12 protein-coding genes are annotated in these 16,527 nt (G+C 28.3%); all 12 read right to left on the bottom strand.

The genetic code is table 11. From position 1 onward, the window contains the following. Positions 1–40 precede the first annotated feature (40 nt). The 12 genes from BUB36_RS03330 to BUB36_RS03275 all read right to left on the bottom strand — a co-directional run bounded on the left by BUB36_RS03330 (position 41) and on the right by BUB36_RS03275 (position 16,511). A complete protein-coding gene (locus tag BUB36_RS03330; RefSeq protein ID WP_073146973.1) occupies positions 41–526 on the bottom strand; it encodes a glycosyltransferase family 9 protein in 486 nt (161 codons plus the stop codon). Between the two features lie 22 nt (positions 527–548). After that, positions 549–1,439, bottom strand: coding sequence for a glycosyltransferase family 2 protein (locus BUB36_RS03325; RefSeq protein WP_073146971.1), 891 nt, complete (start codon positions 1,437–1,439; stop codon positions 549–551). 115 nt (positions 1,440–1,554) lie between these two features. Then, positions 1,555–2,664: a glycosyltransferase gene (locus tag BUB36_RS03320; RefSeq protein WP_073146969.1), complete on the bottom strand. Its 1,110-nt coding sequence runs from the start codon at positions 2,662–2,664 to the stop codon at positions 1,555–1,557. A 2-nt stretch (positions 2,665–2,666) separates the two neighbouring features. Further along, positions 2,667–4,472, bottom strand: coding sequence for a B12-binding domain-containing radical SAM protein (locus tag BUB36_RS03315; RefSeq protein ID WP_073146967.1), 1,806 nt, complete (start codon positions 4,470–4,472; stop codon positions 2,667–2,669). Positions 4,473–4,550: 78 nt separating this feature from the next. After that, positions 4,551–6,194: an FkbM family methyltransferase gene (locus BUB36_RS03310; protein WP_073146966.1), complete on the bottom strand. Its 1,644-nt coding sequence runs from the start codon at positions 6,192–6,194 to the stop codon at positions 4,551–4,553. A gap of 41 nt (positions 6,195–6,235) precedes the next feature. Continuing rightward, the gene (gene gmd / locus BUB36_RS03305; RefSeq protein WP_073146965.1) at positions 6,236–7,312 is read right to left on the bottom strand and encodes a GDP-mannose 4,6-dehydratase; all 1,077 of its coding nucleotides are present in this window, start codon (positions 7,310–7,312) and stop codon (positions 6,236–6,238) included. A 32-nt stretch (positions 7,313–7,344) separates the two neighbouring features. After that, positions 7,345–9,291, bottom strand: coding sequence for a glycosyltransferase family protein (locus BUB36_RS03300; RefSeq protein WP_073146964.1), 1,947 nt, complete (start codon positions 9,289–9,291; stop codon positions 7,345–7,347). A 48-nt stretch (positions 9,292–9,339) separates the two neighbouring features. Beyond that, complete coding sequence (locus BUB36_RS03295; RefSeq protein ID WP_073146963.1) at positions 9,340–10,272, bottom strand: NAD-dependent epimerase/dehydratase family protein; 933 nt, start codon at positions 10,270–10,272, stop codon at positions 9,340–9,342. Continuing rightward, entirely contained in the window at positions 10,256–12,064 is a 1,809-nt protein-coding gene (locus tag BUB36_RS03290) for a B12-binding domain-containing radical SAM protein (RefSeq protein WP_073146962.1), read from the bottom strand. The genes BUB36_RS03295 and BUB36_RS03290 overlap by 17 nt, the downstream gene beginning before the upstream one ends. 109 nt (positions 12,065–12,173) lie before the next feature. Further along, the gene (locus tag BUB36_RS03285) at positions 12,174–14,000 is read right to left on the bottom strand and encodes a hypothetical protein (protein ID WP_073146961.1); all 1,827 of its coding nucleotides are present in this window, start codon (positions 13,998–14,000) and stop codon (positions 12,174–12,176) included. A 31-nt stretch (positions 14,001–14,031) separates the two neighbouring features. Continuing rightward, on the bottom strand, positions 14,032–15,012 hold the full coding sequence (locus BUB36_RS03280; RefSeq protein ID WP_073146960.1) for a UDP-N-acetylglucosamine 4,6-dehydratase family protein: 981 nt from the start codon (positions 15,010–15,012) through the stop codon (positions 14,032–14,034). A gap of 62 nt (positions 15,013–15,074) precedes the next feature. Beyond that, on the bottom strand, positions 15,075–16,511 hold the full coding sequence (locus tag BUB36_RS03275; RefSeq protein WP_207550747.1) for a mannose-1-phosphate guanylyltransferase/mannose-6-phosphate isomerase: 1,437 nt from the start codon (positions 16,509–16,511) through the stop codon (positions 15,075–15,077). Positions 16,512–16,527 lie beyond the last annotated feature (16 nt).

The following is a 16,527-nucleotide window of genomic DNA, read 5'->3' as shown; positions in this document are numbered from 1 at the left end:
CTAATTACAATTTTTTATAACTTATATAATAATTACTCCATCACTGTCTTTCAATCTGAATCAATTTCAAAGGTAAAAACAATATTAAAAATAACGTGCTTATCAGAGTTAGTACAAAAGAGAAAAATGAGTAAATCAAGTTCTTTAAACCTAAACTTAAAATACTAAAAGCAGATATCTCTTTAATATCTGAAATAAGATTACATAAATATCTTTTTTTAGCTTTTATAGACAATGAATATAGAAGAACATTATAAAATCCTAACCCACTAATATTATTAACAGGCACTATGACAGCATCAAACACTTCATGTCTTATACTCTCTACTTTATTTCTATATTTAAAGGATTCCTTATAGTCGTATACTATAATTCTATCGATATCTTTATATTTTTCAGCCAAAGAAACACCGTGTTCATGGGTAAGTAAGTAAATTTCGTGATTAGGAAACTTATTTTTAATCTCAATAATATTCATATCCAATTGCTGAAAGCTTATTGAACGAATAATTAAAAGTTTTTTCATAGTCAATCTCCTTATATTCTCTTTATCTATAGAAAGTAAAAGACAAATAGAAAGGAATTCTCAAATTTTCTGCTATCTCCAATCTTACAGGTTTCCTCTTTCCTTTTATTCGGTTAATATCTTTAAAGGCAGAAAACATAGCCTTCAAATATATATTAGTTTTTTGTTCAAGGGAGTAATAGAAACAACTATAGACTAACTTTATTGTTGTTTTTAATGCTAATTTCATAGGATAATTTTTCCATATAAACCAAAAAGCATTTCTAGTATAATAAAAAGGCGCTCTCCATGAAACCCGGTTTTTCGGAGAAAATTTATGATAACTAACTATATCAGAAAAATATTTTATTTTATATCCCAAATCCAATACCTTTATTGCTACATCGGGTTCATTAAAATATAAGAAAAATTCCTCTGGATAAAATCCCACTTTCTCAAATAAATCTTTCCTAATACCTGCTCCTGCACCATTAAAGGACATCAAATACTCTCTTTCTTCTACTCCATTCTTTTCTTCATAATCAGTCTTCTTTATGTCATCATACTTGTAAAAGTTCCTCACATCAAAGGCTACTATTCCTAAACTTTCATCTTTTTCAAATTTTTCTACCATCTTCTTAATAGCGTCTTTCTTAGGAAAAGAATCATCATCTATTATGACTATATATTTACCTTTAGCGTTTTTAAAACCTACATTATAGGCTTCTATTCCCAGGTTTTTATACATTTTTATCAATTTAACCTCTGGAAACTCTCTTTCTATCATTTCAATAGTTCCATCAGTAGAATCATTATCTACTACTATTACCTCTAAATTTTCATATTCTATTTCCCTTATCCTCTTTAGACTCTCATACATATCATCTTTTCTATTCCAACAAAGGGATACTATACTTACTAAAGGATATAACATATTTTTATCTCCTTTACTTTACTATATAGGATTTACATAGTAAAACTTAATTTATACATGTACAAATACGCAACGTTTCTGGGCGTTTTGGATATGTATAAATTAAAGTCTTTACTTAAATTCCTATAAGCTCTTTCCAAGATAAAATTTTAATCTTTTCATGACCTATTAACTCTTTTAATTGATTTATAACTATAATATCGGCATTATTTTCGATGGAAACAATTATTGTATCAACTTTTTTTCTATTTTCTAATATCCACTTTGGTGAATATATTTTTATTCCTTCTATTTCTTTACCTTGCATATTTTCATTATTATCTAAAAATGCAACTACATTAAAACCCTCTTTTTTACAATCACTTAATAAGTATTTGCCTGTATGTCTTGTGCCAAATATAGCTATATTTCTTACTCCATATTCTTTTAAAATACTAGTTATTCCTCTATCCTGCAAAAGGATTTTTTCAAGCCAAGTCTTATAAAACTCTCTAACTGTTTCTCTTTGTACTTCATTTTCAACATCGATTATATTAAAGTTTTTATATAATATATATTTATGTTCCTTTTCTCTTTTAGCAATAGTTTTAGGTGAAGAACTGACCCCTATACCCCACCTATAAACAGCTACTATTTCATCAAAAAAAATATATCTATTCTCCCTGTCATTAAAACACTTTATCATAAAATCCACATCTGGAATTATTTTAAAATTATTATCAAAATTATCATATTTATCAAACAAATGCTTCTTGGCAAAAAATCCTTGATGATGGGTACATTCTCCCCTTTTAAAATCATCCATAGTCATTTTATGACCATTTACAAAGCTAAACCCGCTTTCTTCGTTTATTTCTAATACTTTTCCATGTATAAAATCCAAATCTTTTTCACTAAAGACTTTTGCTACTTTAAAAATTATATCATCCTCATATAGATAATCATCAGCACTTAAGAAATATATTATATCTCCTGTAGCATATTTTAAAGCCTTGTTATAGGCATCGCTTATTCCATCATCTGGTTCCGAAATAATTATATCTATCTTTTCTTTATATCTATTTATAATGTCGATGGTGCCATCAGTAGAAGCACCATCGACTATTATATATTCGATATTTTTATAACTTTGACTTAACACGCTTTTTATTGTTTGTTCTATAGTTTTTTCTCGGTTTAAACATATTGTAATTATTGTAATTTTAGGATATACTCTGTCTAACAACTTTATCTCTCACTTTCAATAATATTTCCATCCTTTGTAACTCTGAGTATTTCAGTATTAAAAGCATTAGCCACTTCATGGACATTATCGTACCCTATACAGTCAGAATTACTATAGGGTATAATAACTTTTTTAAAATTATATAAGGCTTGTAGTTCACTAATTTGCAATCTCATATTTTGAAAATTAAAATTCATTCCCTTTCGAAAAATATGTATTTTATTTTGAGGAATTAGTTGGAAAAACTCTTCACTATATGCTCTATTACTTAAAACATGAATGTCTATATCCATATCCTTAGCTTGTCTAATTATCTCTTTAGTCAAAGAGATAATTGCTGATTGAAATATTATTACCTTATCCTTTTTATTATGCTTGCTAAAGATCAACTTGAATTTTCTCTTGAATTCTGGAGTATTTATATTTTCTATAACATGCTTTTCTTTAGATCGTTGTACAGCAATTTTATAATACTCCTCTAATTCTTTTGCACTTAAATTATCTGTTGAAATTATCGAAGATGCAGAACCATTATATTTATCCCATTCTTTTGTTATTATCCATTTATTTTTATCATAAATTTCATACATCTTACAACCTGGATAAGGAGTAGCAATTGAAAATTGAATAGTATCAAATGGAAGTTTCATAGCTTCATCTATAGTTTTTTCAATAGTTTCCTTAGTATCACCAGGCAATCCTAAGCAAAAAGTAAGATGTACCTTTATTCCTAGTTCCTTAGTTAACCTAATATTTTCTATATTTTTTTGAAGATTCATGTTTTTGCCAATATTTTTCAAAACATTTTCATCAAGGGTTTCTACACCATATTTTATTGCATATAATCCCGCATCCTTTAGAGCCAAAAGCATTTCTCTATCCATTAAATCTGCTCTTCCCATTGTTCCCCATCTTATTTTATCTAATCCATTTTTCTTAAACAATCTACAAAATTCCAAAACGTGATCTTTATTAATATTAAAAGTATCATCATCAATATTTATACTTTTATAAGGAAATTTTTTAAGATTGAACAATATTTCATTTATTACATCCTCTGGCTTTCTTCTTCTATATTGAGATCCTCCATACATAATCTGTGGCCAAGCACAAAATATACAGCCATATGTACATCCTCTACTTGTATGCACTTGTAACTGAGGTGCATCTAGTCCACAAAAAGAATCGGAATACACTTTAGGCAGTTTGCTTCTCTCTGGCCACTGCATTTTATCAATATCAACCAGCTTTCCTCTTTCCTTTTTCTCAATTTTCCCGTTTTCTTTTCTATAAGTAATATTTGTTAAATCCCTGAATCCTGCTTCTTGTTTGATAGCATTTAATAATTTAACTAAGGGATATTCATATTCACCATATACTGTGAAATCCACATCCCCATATTCTTTCAAAAAATTTATGCTCTCAAGCTCATTATGAATTCCACAAAAAATTATTTTCGTTTTTCCATTACTTATTTTTTTTATAGTACTAGCTATTATTAAATCATTATATAGGCTTGGAGTTGATGTCTCCATTACTAAAATATCAGGTTTATATTCCTTAAAGCTATTATAAAACTCATTATATGTTTGTCCAAGTGCTATACTATCGAGTATACTTACATTTAGACCTTCTTTTTTTATCAAAGAATATGCAGTTGCTAGATAAAATGGAAAAGGTAAGTATGGACTTATCATGCTTCCCATATATTCTAAGGTATGGGGCCATCTTGATCCAGCTCTTACTCCAATCCAGCCCGATTCATTTTTTATATCATGCCACGGTGGATTAGATAATAGTATTTTCAAGTTGGTACTCCTTTCTATATTTGGATTCCAATTTTTATAAAAGAAATGGAATATCCTTAATTTCAAGTTTTATTATATTTATAATGTAGCATAGCAAACAGTTTCTGCTGAATATGATGAATAATGTCTTAGATATAATTTGTATTCAGGAACTAATGACTTTAAGTATAATGGAATTTTCCATAAATCATCATCCCTATGATAAACAGATATGGCAAGTTTAGGCTTATATTTTTTAATTATATTTTCAGCACCTCTTAACGCATCCATTTCTGCCCCTTCTATATCCATCTTTATAAGGGTTACTTCTTCATCTTTTAAATAATCATCTAACCTAACGACCTTTATCTCAATATTTCCATCATTATTAATTGCCGACTGAGGGCCTTTATCTCCATTGAATTTTAAAACAGCATTTTTACTGTATAGTCCTAATTTATGTAATACAATTTGGGACTCCAATTTCTTTTTCACAATATTGTCTGCAATACTTAAAACATTGAACGTTTCTAATATTTCATTTTCTTTTTTAGATAAATTTCCACTTATTATACTAGTTATTATTTCAGCACTTTCATTATCTGGTTCAAATATATGGACTTTCTTAAATTTATAATTCACACTATTAATAAAAGAAAGTGTTGTATCTCCCCAGCTTGCACCAACATCAATAAAAGTTTCGTTTTCTGATAATTGTAGTATATTGCTGTAAAAATAACTGTCATTGAATTCTAAATTTTTAAATCTTAAAGATTCTAAATCTAATGCTTCTTTATAAAAACTAAAATCATATGTTAGCCTTGCCTTAATAATATTTGCTAAAACTTTTTTTGATTTTTTATCTACCAATATATCCATCAACGATTCTAAATAACTAGCATTATCATAAAAATATTTAAAATTGAATCTTGCATAATCGCCTGTAAGTAAATCTTTAAAACAAAAAAATTTTCTGCTTTTATATCCATCAATATATTGCTCTAAATTTACAACTACATTAAATTTTTCAATTTTATCTTCACTATTTGGTTCACAAATAATTATAGTTAAATCTTCTCCTAATTTAGTTGCTTCTTCAATTGAAATAATTTTTTTTCCACAAAACTCACTATCCCATCTTTCCTTATGATTATCTATGAAGTACTTTACATCTATGTTCATAGCAGTAAAAAAATCCAAAGCCATTTTTCCTTCTTCATTAACCCCGAAAAGTACAACAGGGGTTTCTCTTAATGTTTGAAAAAAAGAATCTGTATAGTATTTATTTGGATTAATAATGTCAAAAGCAGTAAAATAATCAAAAGCAAATTTTATACTAGATAAATGAGATATTTTATTCAATAAAAAAATATCGTAAACATATATTTTTTTAATATTATGATTACTTAATATTTGATTAGCTATGCTCCAAATGCCATGAAAATTACTACATGCAATAACAATTGTAATTTCTTCTTTAAAACAATTCAAATCATTTGGAGGTATTACTTCCAAACCACAAAATATGTTACCCCACTTGCTATTATCGTTATCTGTAAAATAACTAACTTTTACATTTTTATCTTGTAAGTATTTAAAAGCCTTTTCCCCAGTAGCTGAAGCTCCCATTATAACAATTCTATCATTGTCACTATAATCTAAACTCTTTATGCTAAATATTCTATCATTGTATTCCGAGGAATATGTTTTTACTAAAGTGCTTACAACACTATCTGCCTCCATAATTTTCACTTCCTTTAGATTAAATATCATAGATAATATCTCTATCTCATTTTATAATTGTATTCTTTTTCAACAAATTCCAAATCGTGTTTCATCATAATTTTTACTAATTCTTCAAAGGATGTTTTTGTTGGATTCCACTTTAATTTTTCTTTTGCTTTCGTTGGATCTCCTAAGAGCTGTTCTACCTCTGTCGGTCTAAAATATTTTGGATCTACTTCTACTAAAACCTCACCTGTCTTTTTATTTATTCCCTTTTCATCTACACCCTTTCCCTTCCAGATTAGCTCTAACCCTGCTTCTTTAAATGCTAATGTGCAAAATTCTCTTACGGTATGCATTTCACCTGTAGCAATTACATAATCCTCAGGCTTATTCTGCTGTAGCATCAACCACATACATTCCACATAATCTTTTGCATATCCCCAGTCTCTTTTTGCATCTAAATTTCCAAGATACAATCTTTTCTGATATCCTTTTGCAATTCTAGAGGCTGCAAGAGTAATCTTTCTTGTTACAAAAGTTTCTCCTCTACGTTCAGATTCATGATTGAAAAGTATGCCGTTTACTGCAAACATATTGTAAGCTTCTCTATAATTTTTTATAATCCAAAAACCATATAGCTTAGCTACCCCATATGGACTTCTTGGATAAAAAGGTGTATCTTCGTTCTGTGGAACTTCTTGAACTTTTCCATACAATTCCGATGTTGAAGCCTGATATATCTTTGTTTTCTTTTCCAAGCCTAATATCCTGACAGCTTCTAATATTCTCAGCGTCCCAATAGCATCAACCTCAGCAGTATATTCTGGAAGTTCAAAAGAAACTTTGACATGAGATTGTGCTGATAGATTATAAATTTCATCAGGTGCAATTTGTTGTATTAATTTTATTACATTAGTGGAGTCCGTAATATCTCCATAGTGAAGATAAATTTGTCTCTCAAAATGTAAATCTTCTATTAAGTCTTTTAAATACAAATGTTCTATTCTTCCTGTATTAAAGGATGAACATCTTCTAATCATTCCATGTACTTCATATCCTTTATCCAGTAAAAATTCTGCAAGATAAGAACCATCTTGCCCAGTTATTCCAAAAATTAACGCTTTCTTTTTCAAGTTTTTCTCCTCCTATGCTTGCATGGAAATAATCATATTAATATGCTCCATATAGGATCATTTATATCATATAATGGTAATATAATCGTATTTGTTTCAAGATGCTTAATAATTTCATATATTTTAGGTCCTGAATATGCAGCTGCAATAATGATTATATCAGGTTGGATTACCTTTATATCATCGTAACTATATACATTATAAAATATATCTTCAACTCTTTCATTTTTATCGCTACTATATCTAAGTGTTTTTCCTGCTAAATCTCTATCAATAAATCCAACTATCTTTAAGTGTTGATAATTAGATAAAAGTTTTTGAACTTCTTCAGCCATATGCCCTTTTGCACCATAAATAGCTATTTTATGATTATAATACTTTCTATTATCCAATATTTTTTTTAATTTTTTTATATATAAGCTTTCAACATTTATATCTTTTATCTCTTCTTTTAAGCAAATATCATTTATAATCTTACCTGAATATATACAATCTAATTTATCTAATGAATTAAAATCATTATTTATGTAATATGTTAAAAAATCTTTAGCATATTTAGGTTTAACTAAGTAATTAATTAGAGGTCTAAAATAAGCTTCATTCTTAAAAGCAATTATGTCTTTACCAAAATATTCTTCATAATCTATATGGTCTATTATCGGCTCGCTGTTTTTTAAGCAAATACCTACAATACTTGATGCTCCTCTATGATAATTGGTATGAGCTAAATTTTTTACTTGTACAAAAGTATCTACTGAAATTAATGGTATGTTAAATTCTCTAAGTAAAGGCATAATCGTGCTATAATCTATATTTCTAATATCAAAATCACCTGCTATGAAATGTACTGCATCGTAGTTATTATATTTTTGGGGATTATTGCATAATGAATCCAACTCAAATTTTACCTGACTAAAATCATTTAGATAAACTTGTATAATATTAGGTTTTTTTATTTCTTTCTTTATATCTACAGGATAAAGCTTATTCATTTCATTAAATAACTTTTCAACCCTATGTTCCATAGTACAGCTGTTTTTAGCTATTTCGTACATTTTATCTTCCATTTCTTTTCTTAGCTTTTCATTATTTAAAAATATCTCAATCTTTTCAAATAAATCCTCCTCATTATTGTAAAACGCAATACTACCTTTAAATATTTCTTCAAGTTCTGGGTTATAATTGCAAAGTTGAAACACTCCACTTCCAGCAACTTCAAAATGTCTTAATTTAGTTTGATAAGAAGTTATACTATCATCGGCTGAATATCCTGGATTAAACACAATTTTAGCTTTATTGTATTCTTCTGTCATTTTGTGCTTATCAAGATTTCCTCCGTAGATTTCTTTCAAAATAGGATGTTTGTCCCATCCAAAACCAAATATTCTAAATATCAAATTATTTTTCTTGCAGTATTCATATAATTTCACAAGTATATACTGCCTCGTTTGACCGTCTTCTATATATTTACTATCGATATCTTTATTCCATCCTATATATACAATATCATAGTATTTTTTTTGTCCATCAATTCTATAAAAAAGCTCTTTTTTATATCCCCAAGGTAAATATAGAGCCTTGTCATTAAACCCCAACTGTTTTCTTAAACTAGTACCTCGTTTTGAATGAGATGCTATTAAATCAAAACGATGATCATATTTTTTATTTCTTTGATACCACTTATTAGGTTCATCATCAGCATGGAAAGTTAATATCTTTATACCCTTAGCTCGAACATTTTTATAAAAATCTTCACTTAAATGACCATGTATCCCATCTGAATATACAAAAATATAGTCAAATTTATCTTCTCTTAACACTGAATACACATACTTTTCAATGTACTGAAAATCCCCTTGTTTAACATTTGAAAGCATAGAATGATCAATAAATGTTACATCATACATTTTTTTTATAGTTTCAACCCAATTATCATAAATATATTCAGCAGTGAGATGTCCTAACATTAGTACTTTCATGTCTTTTCCTCTCTTTCAAGAAACATCAATAAACTGTCTGTCTCAGTTTTACATATTCTGTTTATTATTAAACCATTCAATAGTACTCTTTAATCCTTCTTCTATAGTTATAAATTTATAATTCTTAATAATATTACTTAACTTACCATTATCTATAACTTTAATAGGTAATCCAGTTGGTTTGTCTAAAAGCCAATTGATTTTTATATCTTCTAGTTCCATATATTTTCTAATATGAAATACAATTTCTTTTATGGAAGTTCCTTTTCCCGTAGATACATTTACTATTCTTTCTTCCCATTTATTTAGCTTTAAAAATTCACATATAATACTGGTTAGATCATCTATGTAAATAAAATCACGAACTTGAGAACCATCACCCCATACATTAATATAACTTTTCTTTTCACTTTTTGCATTTTCGAACTTCAATATAGTTGCAGGTATAACATGGGACCTTAATTCGTCAAAGTGATCTCCTTCTCCATAGATATTCGCAGGAACTAAATATAACCATTCCATTTTTGATTGCGACATCAAGTGTTCAAGTAATAATAATTTTGCTGTACCATAAGTATTTTCAGGTTTTCCACACCAAAAATGTTCTTCTTTCATTGGAATAGGGGTACTTCTTGAAAATCCACATGTAGACCCAAGAGTAAGAAATTTATTTACTTTAGTCATCAAACAAGTTCTAATTATATTGAAATTTATTAATACATTATCTTCAAAATATTTTAGTGGTCTTTCAGTTAATTCTCCAATCCCTGCCATATTTGCTGCTAAATGAATAACTACTTCTACTTTGCTCTTTTCTAAAAATTTTAAAGTCTCATTAAAATCTCTTAAATCTAACTCTTTTGATGAAGGTGATAATATATCAATATTTGGAAATAAATTTTGTAATTTATTCTTAAGGTTACTTCCTACAAATCCATTTCCACCCGTTAGTAACCATGTAGTTCTATTCATTTTCGTCATAATACACATCTCCCGCTATAGTTATTCCAATAATTGGAATATCAAAATATTTGGCTACTTCCTCTACATTTTCGTATCCAATTCGTTTCTCATTACTATAAGGAAGAATTACCGTTTTATAGTCGTACGTTTCTTTTAATCCTCTTAAATCTTCTTTCATCAATTCAATATCAAAGTGTGCTGCACCATTAAAATCACTTATTCTTTCCTGTGGGATTAATCCTTTGAATTCATCATTAAATTTCTCATGAGTTAAAATATATATTTCACTAGTACATAAACTACTAATTTTTCTAATTATCTCTTTCGTTAAATGAATGTTGGCTGATTGCAAAACTAGAACCTTATCTTTACTGTCTAGCTTTTCTAAATGTTCTTTTATCTTTGCTTCAAATTCATTACTGTTTATATGCTTTGTTACATTCCTCATTCTAGACCTTTCCCAGCCTAATTTATGATAGTATTCTAAATCTTGTGCATTTAAAGTATCAGTTGATATTACTGAATACCTTGACCCATTATATTTTTCCCAATCGTTACTAATAATCCACCCTTTCTTATCATACATTTCGTACATTCTACTTCCAGGATACGGAGTAGCAATAGAAAATTGGGCAAAATCAAAAGGAAGCTTCATAGCTTCATCTATGGTTTTCTCAATAGTTTCTTTAGTATCACCAGGAAGACCTAGACAAAAAGTTAAGTACACTTTTATTCCTAATTCTTTTGTTAATAAAATATTTTCGATATTCTTTTTTATGTTCATATTCTTTCCAGCGTTTTTCAATACTTGTTCATCAAAAGATTCTACTCCATATTTAATAGCATATATTCCAGCATCTTTTAACGCTAAAAGGGTTTCCTTATCTATGATATCTGCTCTTGCCATTGCTGCCCACTGATATTTATCTAAGTTATTTTCTTTAAATAATCTACATAATTCTAATACATGCTCTTTACTAATATTAAATGTATCATCGTCTATAAAAATATTTTTATAAGGGTATTTTTCAAGATTGTATAATATCTCATCTACTACATCTCTAGGATCTCTTTTTCTATATATTCTTTTGCCATACATAATTTGAGGCCAAGCACAGAATAAACAATTAAATACACATCCTCTCGATGTTGTTATTTGTAGCTGTGGCCTTTCATCTCCTGCGATACCATCATGATATGTCTTAGGAAGCTCATCTCTTTCAGGCCATGGTAATTTATTAATATCATACAATACTCCTCTAGGTTTTTTTACAACCTTTCCATTTTTTTCTCTATATGTCACATTAAACAAATCATCAAAGCTTTGATTATTTTTTAATGCTTTCATCAGACATATCAAAGGATATTCATATTCACCATAAACAGTATAATCAATATTTTGATATTTTTCTAAGAACGAAGTCTCTTCAATTTCATTATGAATGCCACAAAAGATAATTATCACATTATTATTAATTTCTTTTATTTTTCTGGCAATTTTTAAATCATTGTTTAAACTTGGAGTAGAAGTTTCAATTACTAGGATATCTGGAGAAAACTTTTTAAACTCATTATAAAATTCTTCATATGTGTGCCCTTGTGCAATACTATCAATTATTTTTGCATCAAAACCTTGTTGTTTAGCAAAGGAAGTAGCTGTCGCCAAGTAAAACGGAAAGGGTAGGTATGGATTTATCATATTACCTGTATAATCCCAAGTATGTGGCCATCTTGATCCAGCCCTAACTCCTAACCATCCTGATTCTTTTTCTATATTATGCCATGGTGGATTTGTTAATAATACTCTCATAAAATCATCTCCTAATGGTCTGTTTTAACATATTTTGCTCAATTCCTATAAGATAAACATGTCTATTAATCTCTTCATCGCTTATATTCCACATAAAAATATTTATATTCTATTGTGTATCTTTAACAATAATCAATTTATAAATCTTATCTTTAGATTTCATTTTTGCTCTTAAGTGTAAAATATCAATATCGTACTTTCCTATTTTTTCAATTTCAATCCATTCTTCGGTATCATTACAGTAAAATTCAATTACTACATTTTTAGTATTGCTATTAATAATTTTTATTTTCTTATCAACATTAACGGGATTAAAGTATATATAACCTCTTTCTTTTCCAACTAATATTTTTCTTATAAGAAGTTCTTCTGATTCCCCTTTTGGTTGTATTGTTAATACTCTAAAATTATTTTTTTTATGATTTAATGATTCTTCTATATTAAAAGTATTAACTTTGATGTTGTTTAACTCATAATAATTGCTACTCTTGTTTATAAAAATGGTATTATATGTCTCTAAATTGTATCTATAAGGGTTTATTAGTGTGAAGTCTTCATTTACACCTGTCCACTTTTTAGTAAATATAAAGTCTTTTGTATGAACTATTTCAAATCTTTTAGAATCAATATCAAGAAGTTTTTCTAACAAATGCTTTTGTGCTTCTAATTGAATTTTATATAAATACTCATATGGCTCTTTATTGTCTATACTGAAACAAACAGCTCCATTTCTTACTTGTTTATAGTTAACATAAAACACTTCATAATCTTCTATATCAAAGTGAATATCTCCCCAGTCATTATTCTCATCAATTAAATTCTTAAAGGGCTTCACCTTTATCAACTCATTTTCTTCAGTTGCATTACCAAATATATTGCTAAAATCCTGTATACCAATTTCCTTTGGCTGACCAATTTTAAATTCTAATACTCCTTTTGTTGAATCGACCTCATACATATCGGATTTTGTTTCATCAATATCATTATTAAAATCAAAAATTTTTATCTTTTCCCATTGCTTTTCTAATTCTTGTTTTGATTTTAGAAAAAATACTCCGTACAAAGTATCTCCTAAGGTCATTTTAATTCTCATTTTCAATTCATTATTGGCTTTAATTATTTTTTGTGTATGTTTTATCCACTTGTCTCTTTTAAAATCATAATATTCAAGATGACAACTTCCTTTAAATAACATAGCAATTTCTATATTTTTCAATAAACTATCAGTTAATTTGCTAAAATAAAAATATCCTTCCCTTTCAGTACATATTTTTATATTATTTTTAATATGTTCGTCTGATAGTCCATTAGAAACAAGCAAAATCTCTTGACCGTATTTCATAGGTAAATAAATTCGCTTTTTTTCACCATTAGTATTAATTAATATCAATTGACTATTTTCTAAATCAAACATTACAAATTCTATTGAACTATCTTCATATAAATTTGTTTCATAGGTTCTAAGACTATCTTTACTTTTTATCACTATATCCGTATCAAATATTTTAAATAAAGTTCCATAAATATTTGAATCAAATATTTTCTCTAATTCAAATTTGTCATCTTCGTTAAGTTCAAAAATCTGATTTTCTAGCTGTTCTAGATATTCTTTGTTACAAATTAGCAAATGAAAATCATTATATATATCTAAGGCATCTATACATAACAATCTACTGTTTCTAAATTTAATTTTTGTAAAATTTATCATGCCTATTTTATCATCATTGATTATTTTTTTTATATCTTTTTTATTAGATTCCTTTTGAACTTTCCCATAAAATCTAATATATCCATCATTGCTAATATGATAATTCATATCTCCCGTCTTCTCTTTATCTATATCTTTTTCAAAATCTATTTGACTAATTAAGTAGTTATCTTTAAGTGTTTCCTTCCAAAAATTTTCTATTTGTTTTTTTATTAGATTTTTATTCATATATTCTTCACTTCCTACAATAATACATAATTTACAATGACTCTAAAATTTGCATAATTTCCTTTTTAGATATTGGATTTATATTATGTGAATTATAACCCTGATTATGCTTTCCATTATCATCCTTAGATTCATATAAAGGCTGCATAATAAACATATCATCAAGTTCTACTACATTTAATGCCTCATCTTCTGTCATTAATTCTTCATACATTTTTTCTCCTGCCCTTGTACCTATAACTTCTATGCCTATATTATCTTTCTCTAATCTATGTTTACTACACACTTTTTCAATAACTACATTAGCCAAATCAGAAAGTTTTATTACTGGCATCTTAAGGACAAAGGTTTCTCCACCCTTTGCTATTTCCGTTGCCTTTAATGTAAGATTTACTGCTTCATCTATCGACATCATAAATCTAGTCATATCTAGATTTGTTATAGTTATTTTTCTTTTCTCTATTATTTGTTTTTCCCATAGAGGTACTACAGAACCCCTAGACCCTATAACATTACCAAATCTTACAGAAGCAAACACAGTTTTCCTACTTCCTTTTGTATTATTAGCTGCTGCCATTAACCTTTCTGCCAAAAGTTTTGTAGCTCCCATAGTATTTGTAGGGGATACTGCTTTATCACTGCTTGTATATATTACTTTTTCAACATTATTTTCTATGGCACATTCTATTACATTCTGAGTTCCTATGACGTTTGTCTTTACTGCTTCAAAGGGATTGTATTCACAAGCAGGAACATGTTTAAGTGCTGCTAGATTAAATACTATATCCACATCCTGCATAGCTCTACTTAACCTGTATTTATCACGAACATCTCCTAAAAAATACCTTATATTTTTATAATCTCTTAGCTCCTCTTGCATAATGTATTGCTTATACTCATCTCTACCTAAAACTCTCACTACTTTAGCATTTAATGTAAGTAATTTTTTTACTAATGCTTTTCCTATAGTTCCTGTTCCACCTATGACTAATATAGTTTTATTTTTAAACATTTTATCACCTATTTTTTTGTGTTATCATACATGCTCTATAGTTAAATTTTTTATATTTTTAATTAACTACTCCTTCTTCCATATACATCATCAAATCTTACTATATCATCCTCTTCTAGATATAATCCACATTGCACTTCTATAATCTCTAGTGACATTGATCCTGGATTTTCAAGACGATGCACTGTTGCTTTTGGAATATATGTAGATTGATTCTCATGAATAATAATTTCTTTATCTCCATTTGTTATTTTTGCTGAACCTCTTACCACAATCCAGTGTTCACTTCTATGATAGTGCATTTGCATACTCAGTTTTTCACCTGGTTCAACGACAATTTTCTTGATTTTATACCCTAATCCCTCCTCCATAACAGTATATTTACCCCATGGACGTTTTACTGTTTTATGTTCTATATGGGTCTTGCTATTCTCGATCTTCAGCTTTTCAACTATTTCCTTCACCCGCTGAGTTTGATCTAAAGGGCAAATCATCAAGGCATCAGGAGTATCAATTACTGTCATATCTTCTATCCCAACGGTAGCGATTAATCTTTCCTGTCCATATACAAAGCTATTTTTTGTATCAATATTAATATGATTTCCTGTTATAACATTACCATTTTCATCCTTATCACTTATATCAAAAAAGCTCTTCCAAGTGCCAACATCGTTCCATCCAAAGGATGCTGGTATCACTAAAGCTTTATCTGTTTTTTCCATAACTGCATAGTCAATAGAATTAGCTTCTGCCTTCATATAAGAGTTATTAATTTGTGATGAATTAAATGGATCAGATTCATTAAAGGGTTTTGAAATGTTAGGACATAGATTTAAACCTTCCTTTATCAAGGTACCAACATGAAATGCGAACATACCACTGTTCCATAGGTAGTTTCCTTCTTCAATATATTTTTGTGCCCTTTCATAATTTGGCTTCTCTACAAAGTTCAACACTTTATAGGGTGTTTTTGATTTTATTTTATTATTTTCTATTTTTATGTATCCGTATCCAGTTTCAGGATGTGAAGGTTTTATGCCATATGTAACCAAAAAACCTTCCTTAGCCTTTTCTATACCTGCCTTTAACGTATCTATAAATTCATTTTCTCCAACTATCAAATGATCCGAAGGCATTACAAGTAGTATAGAATCTTCCCCATATATATGTCGACATCTTTGAGCAGCCCAAAATATAGCTGGAGCTGTATTTTTACCTATTGGTTCTTGCATCACAGTAATGTATTCTTCTTCTGATTTGTCTTGATGAAATTCTTCTCTTAAAAGTCTAATATGATGCTTAACAGAGTCGTAAAGTTCTTTACTTGTAATAATCCACTGTTTATCGGGTGTAACTACAGTCCACAACCGTCTACACGTTTCTTGTATCAATGTTCTGTTGCCCGTAAGGGCTAATAACTGTTTTGGTGTATTTTTTCGACTAAGGGGCCATAATCTTGTACCTGTTCCTCCTGCCAATATCAAAGCAATAATATTCATAGTATTTAACCTTCTT

The sequence above is a fragment of the Paramaledivibacter caminithermalis DSM 15212 genome, assembly GCF_900142245.1.
Taxonomy (GTDB): Bacteria; Bacillota; Clostridia; order Peptostreptococcales; family Caminicellaceae; genus Paramaledivibacter; species Paramaledivibacter caminithermalis.
The sequence above is the reverse complement of the archived record's forward strand: the minus strand, read 5'-3'. Positions and strand labels throughout refer to the sequence as shown.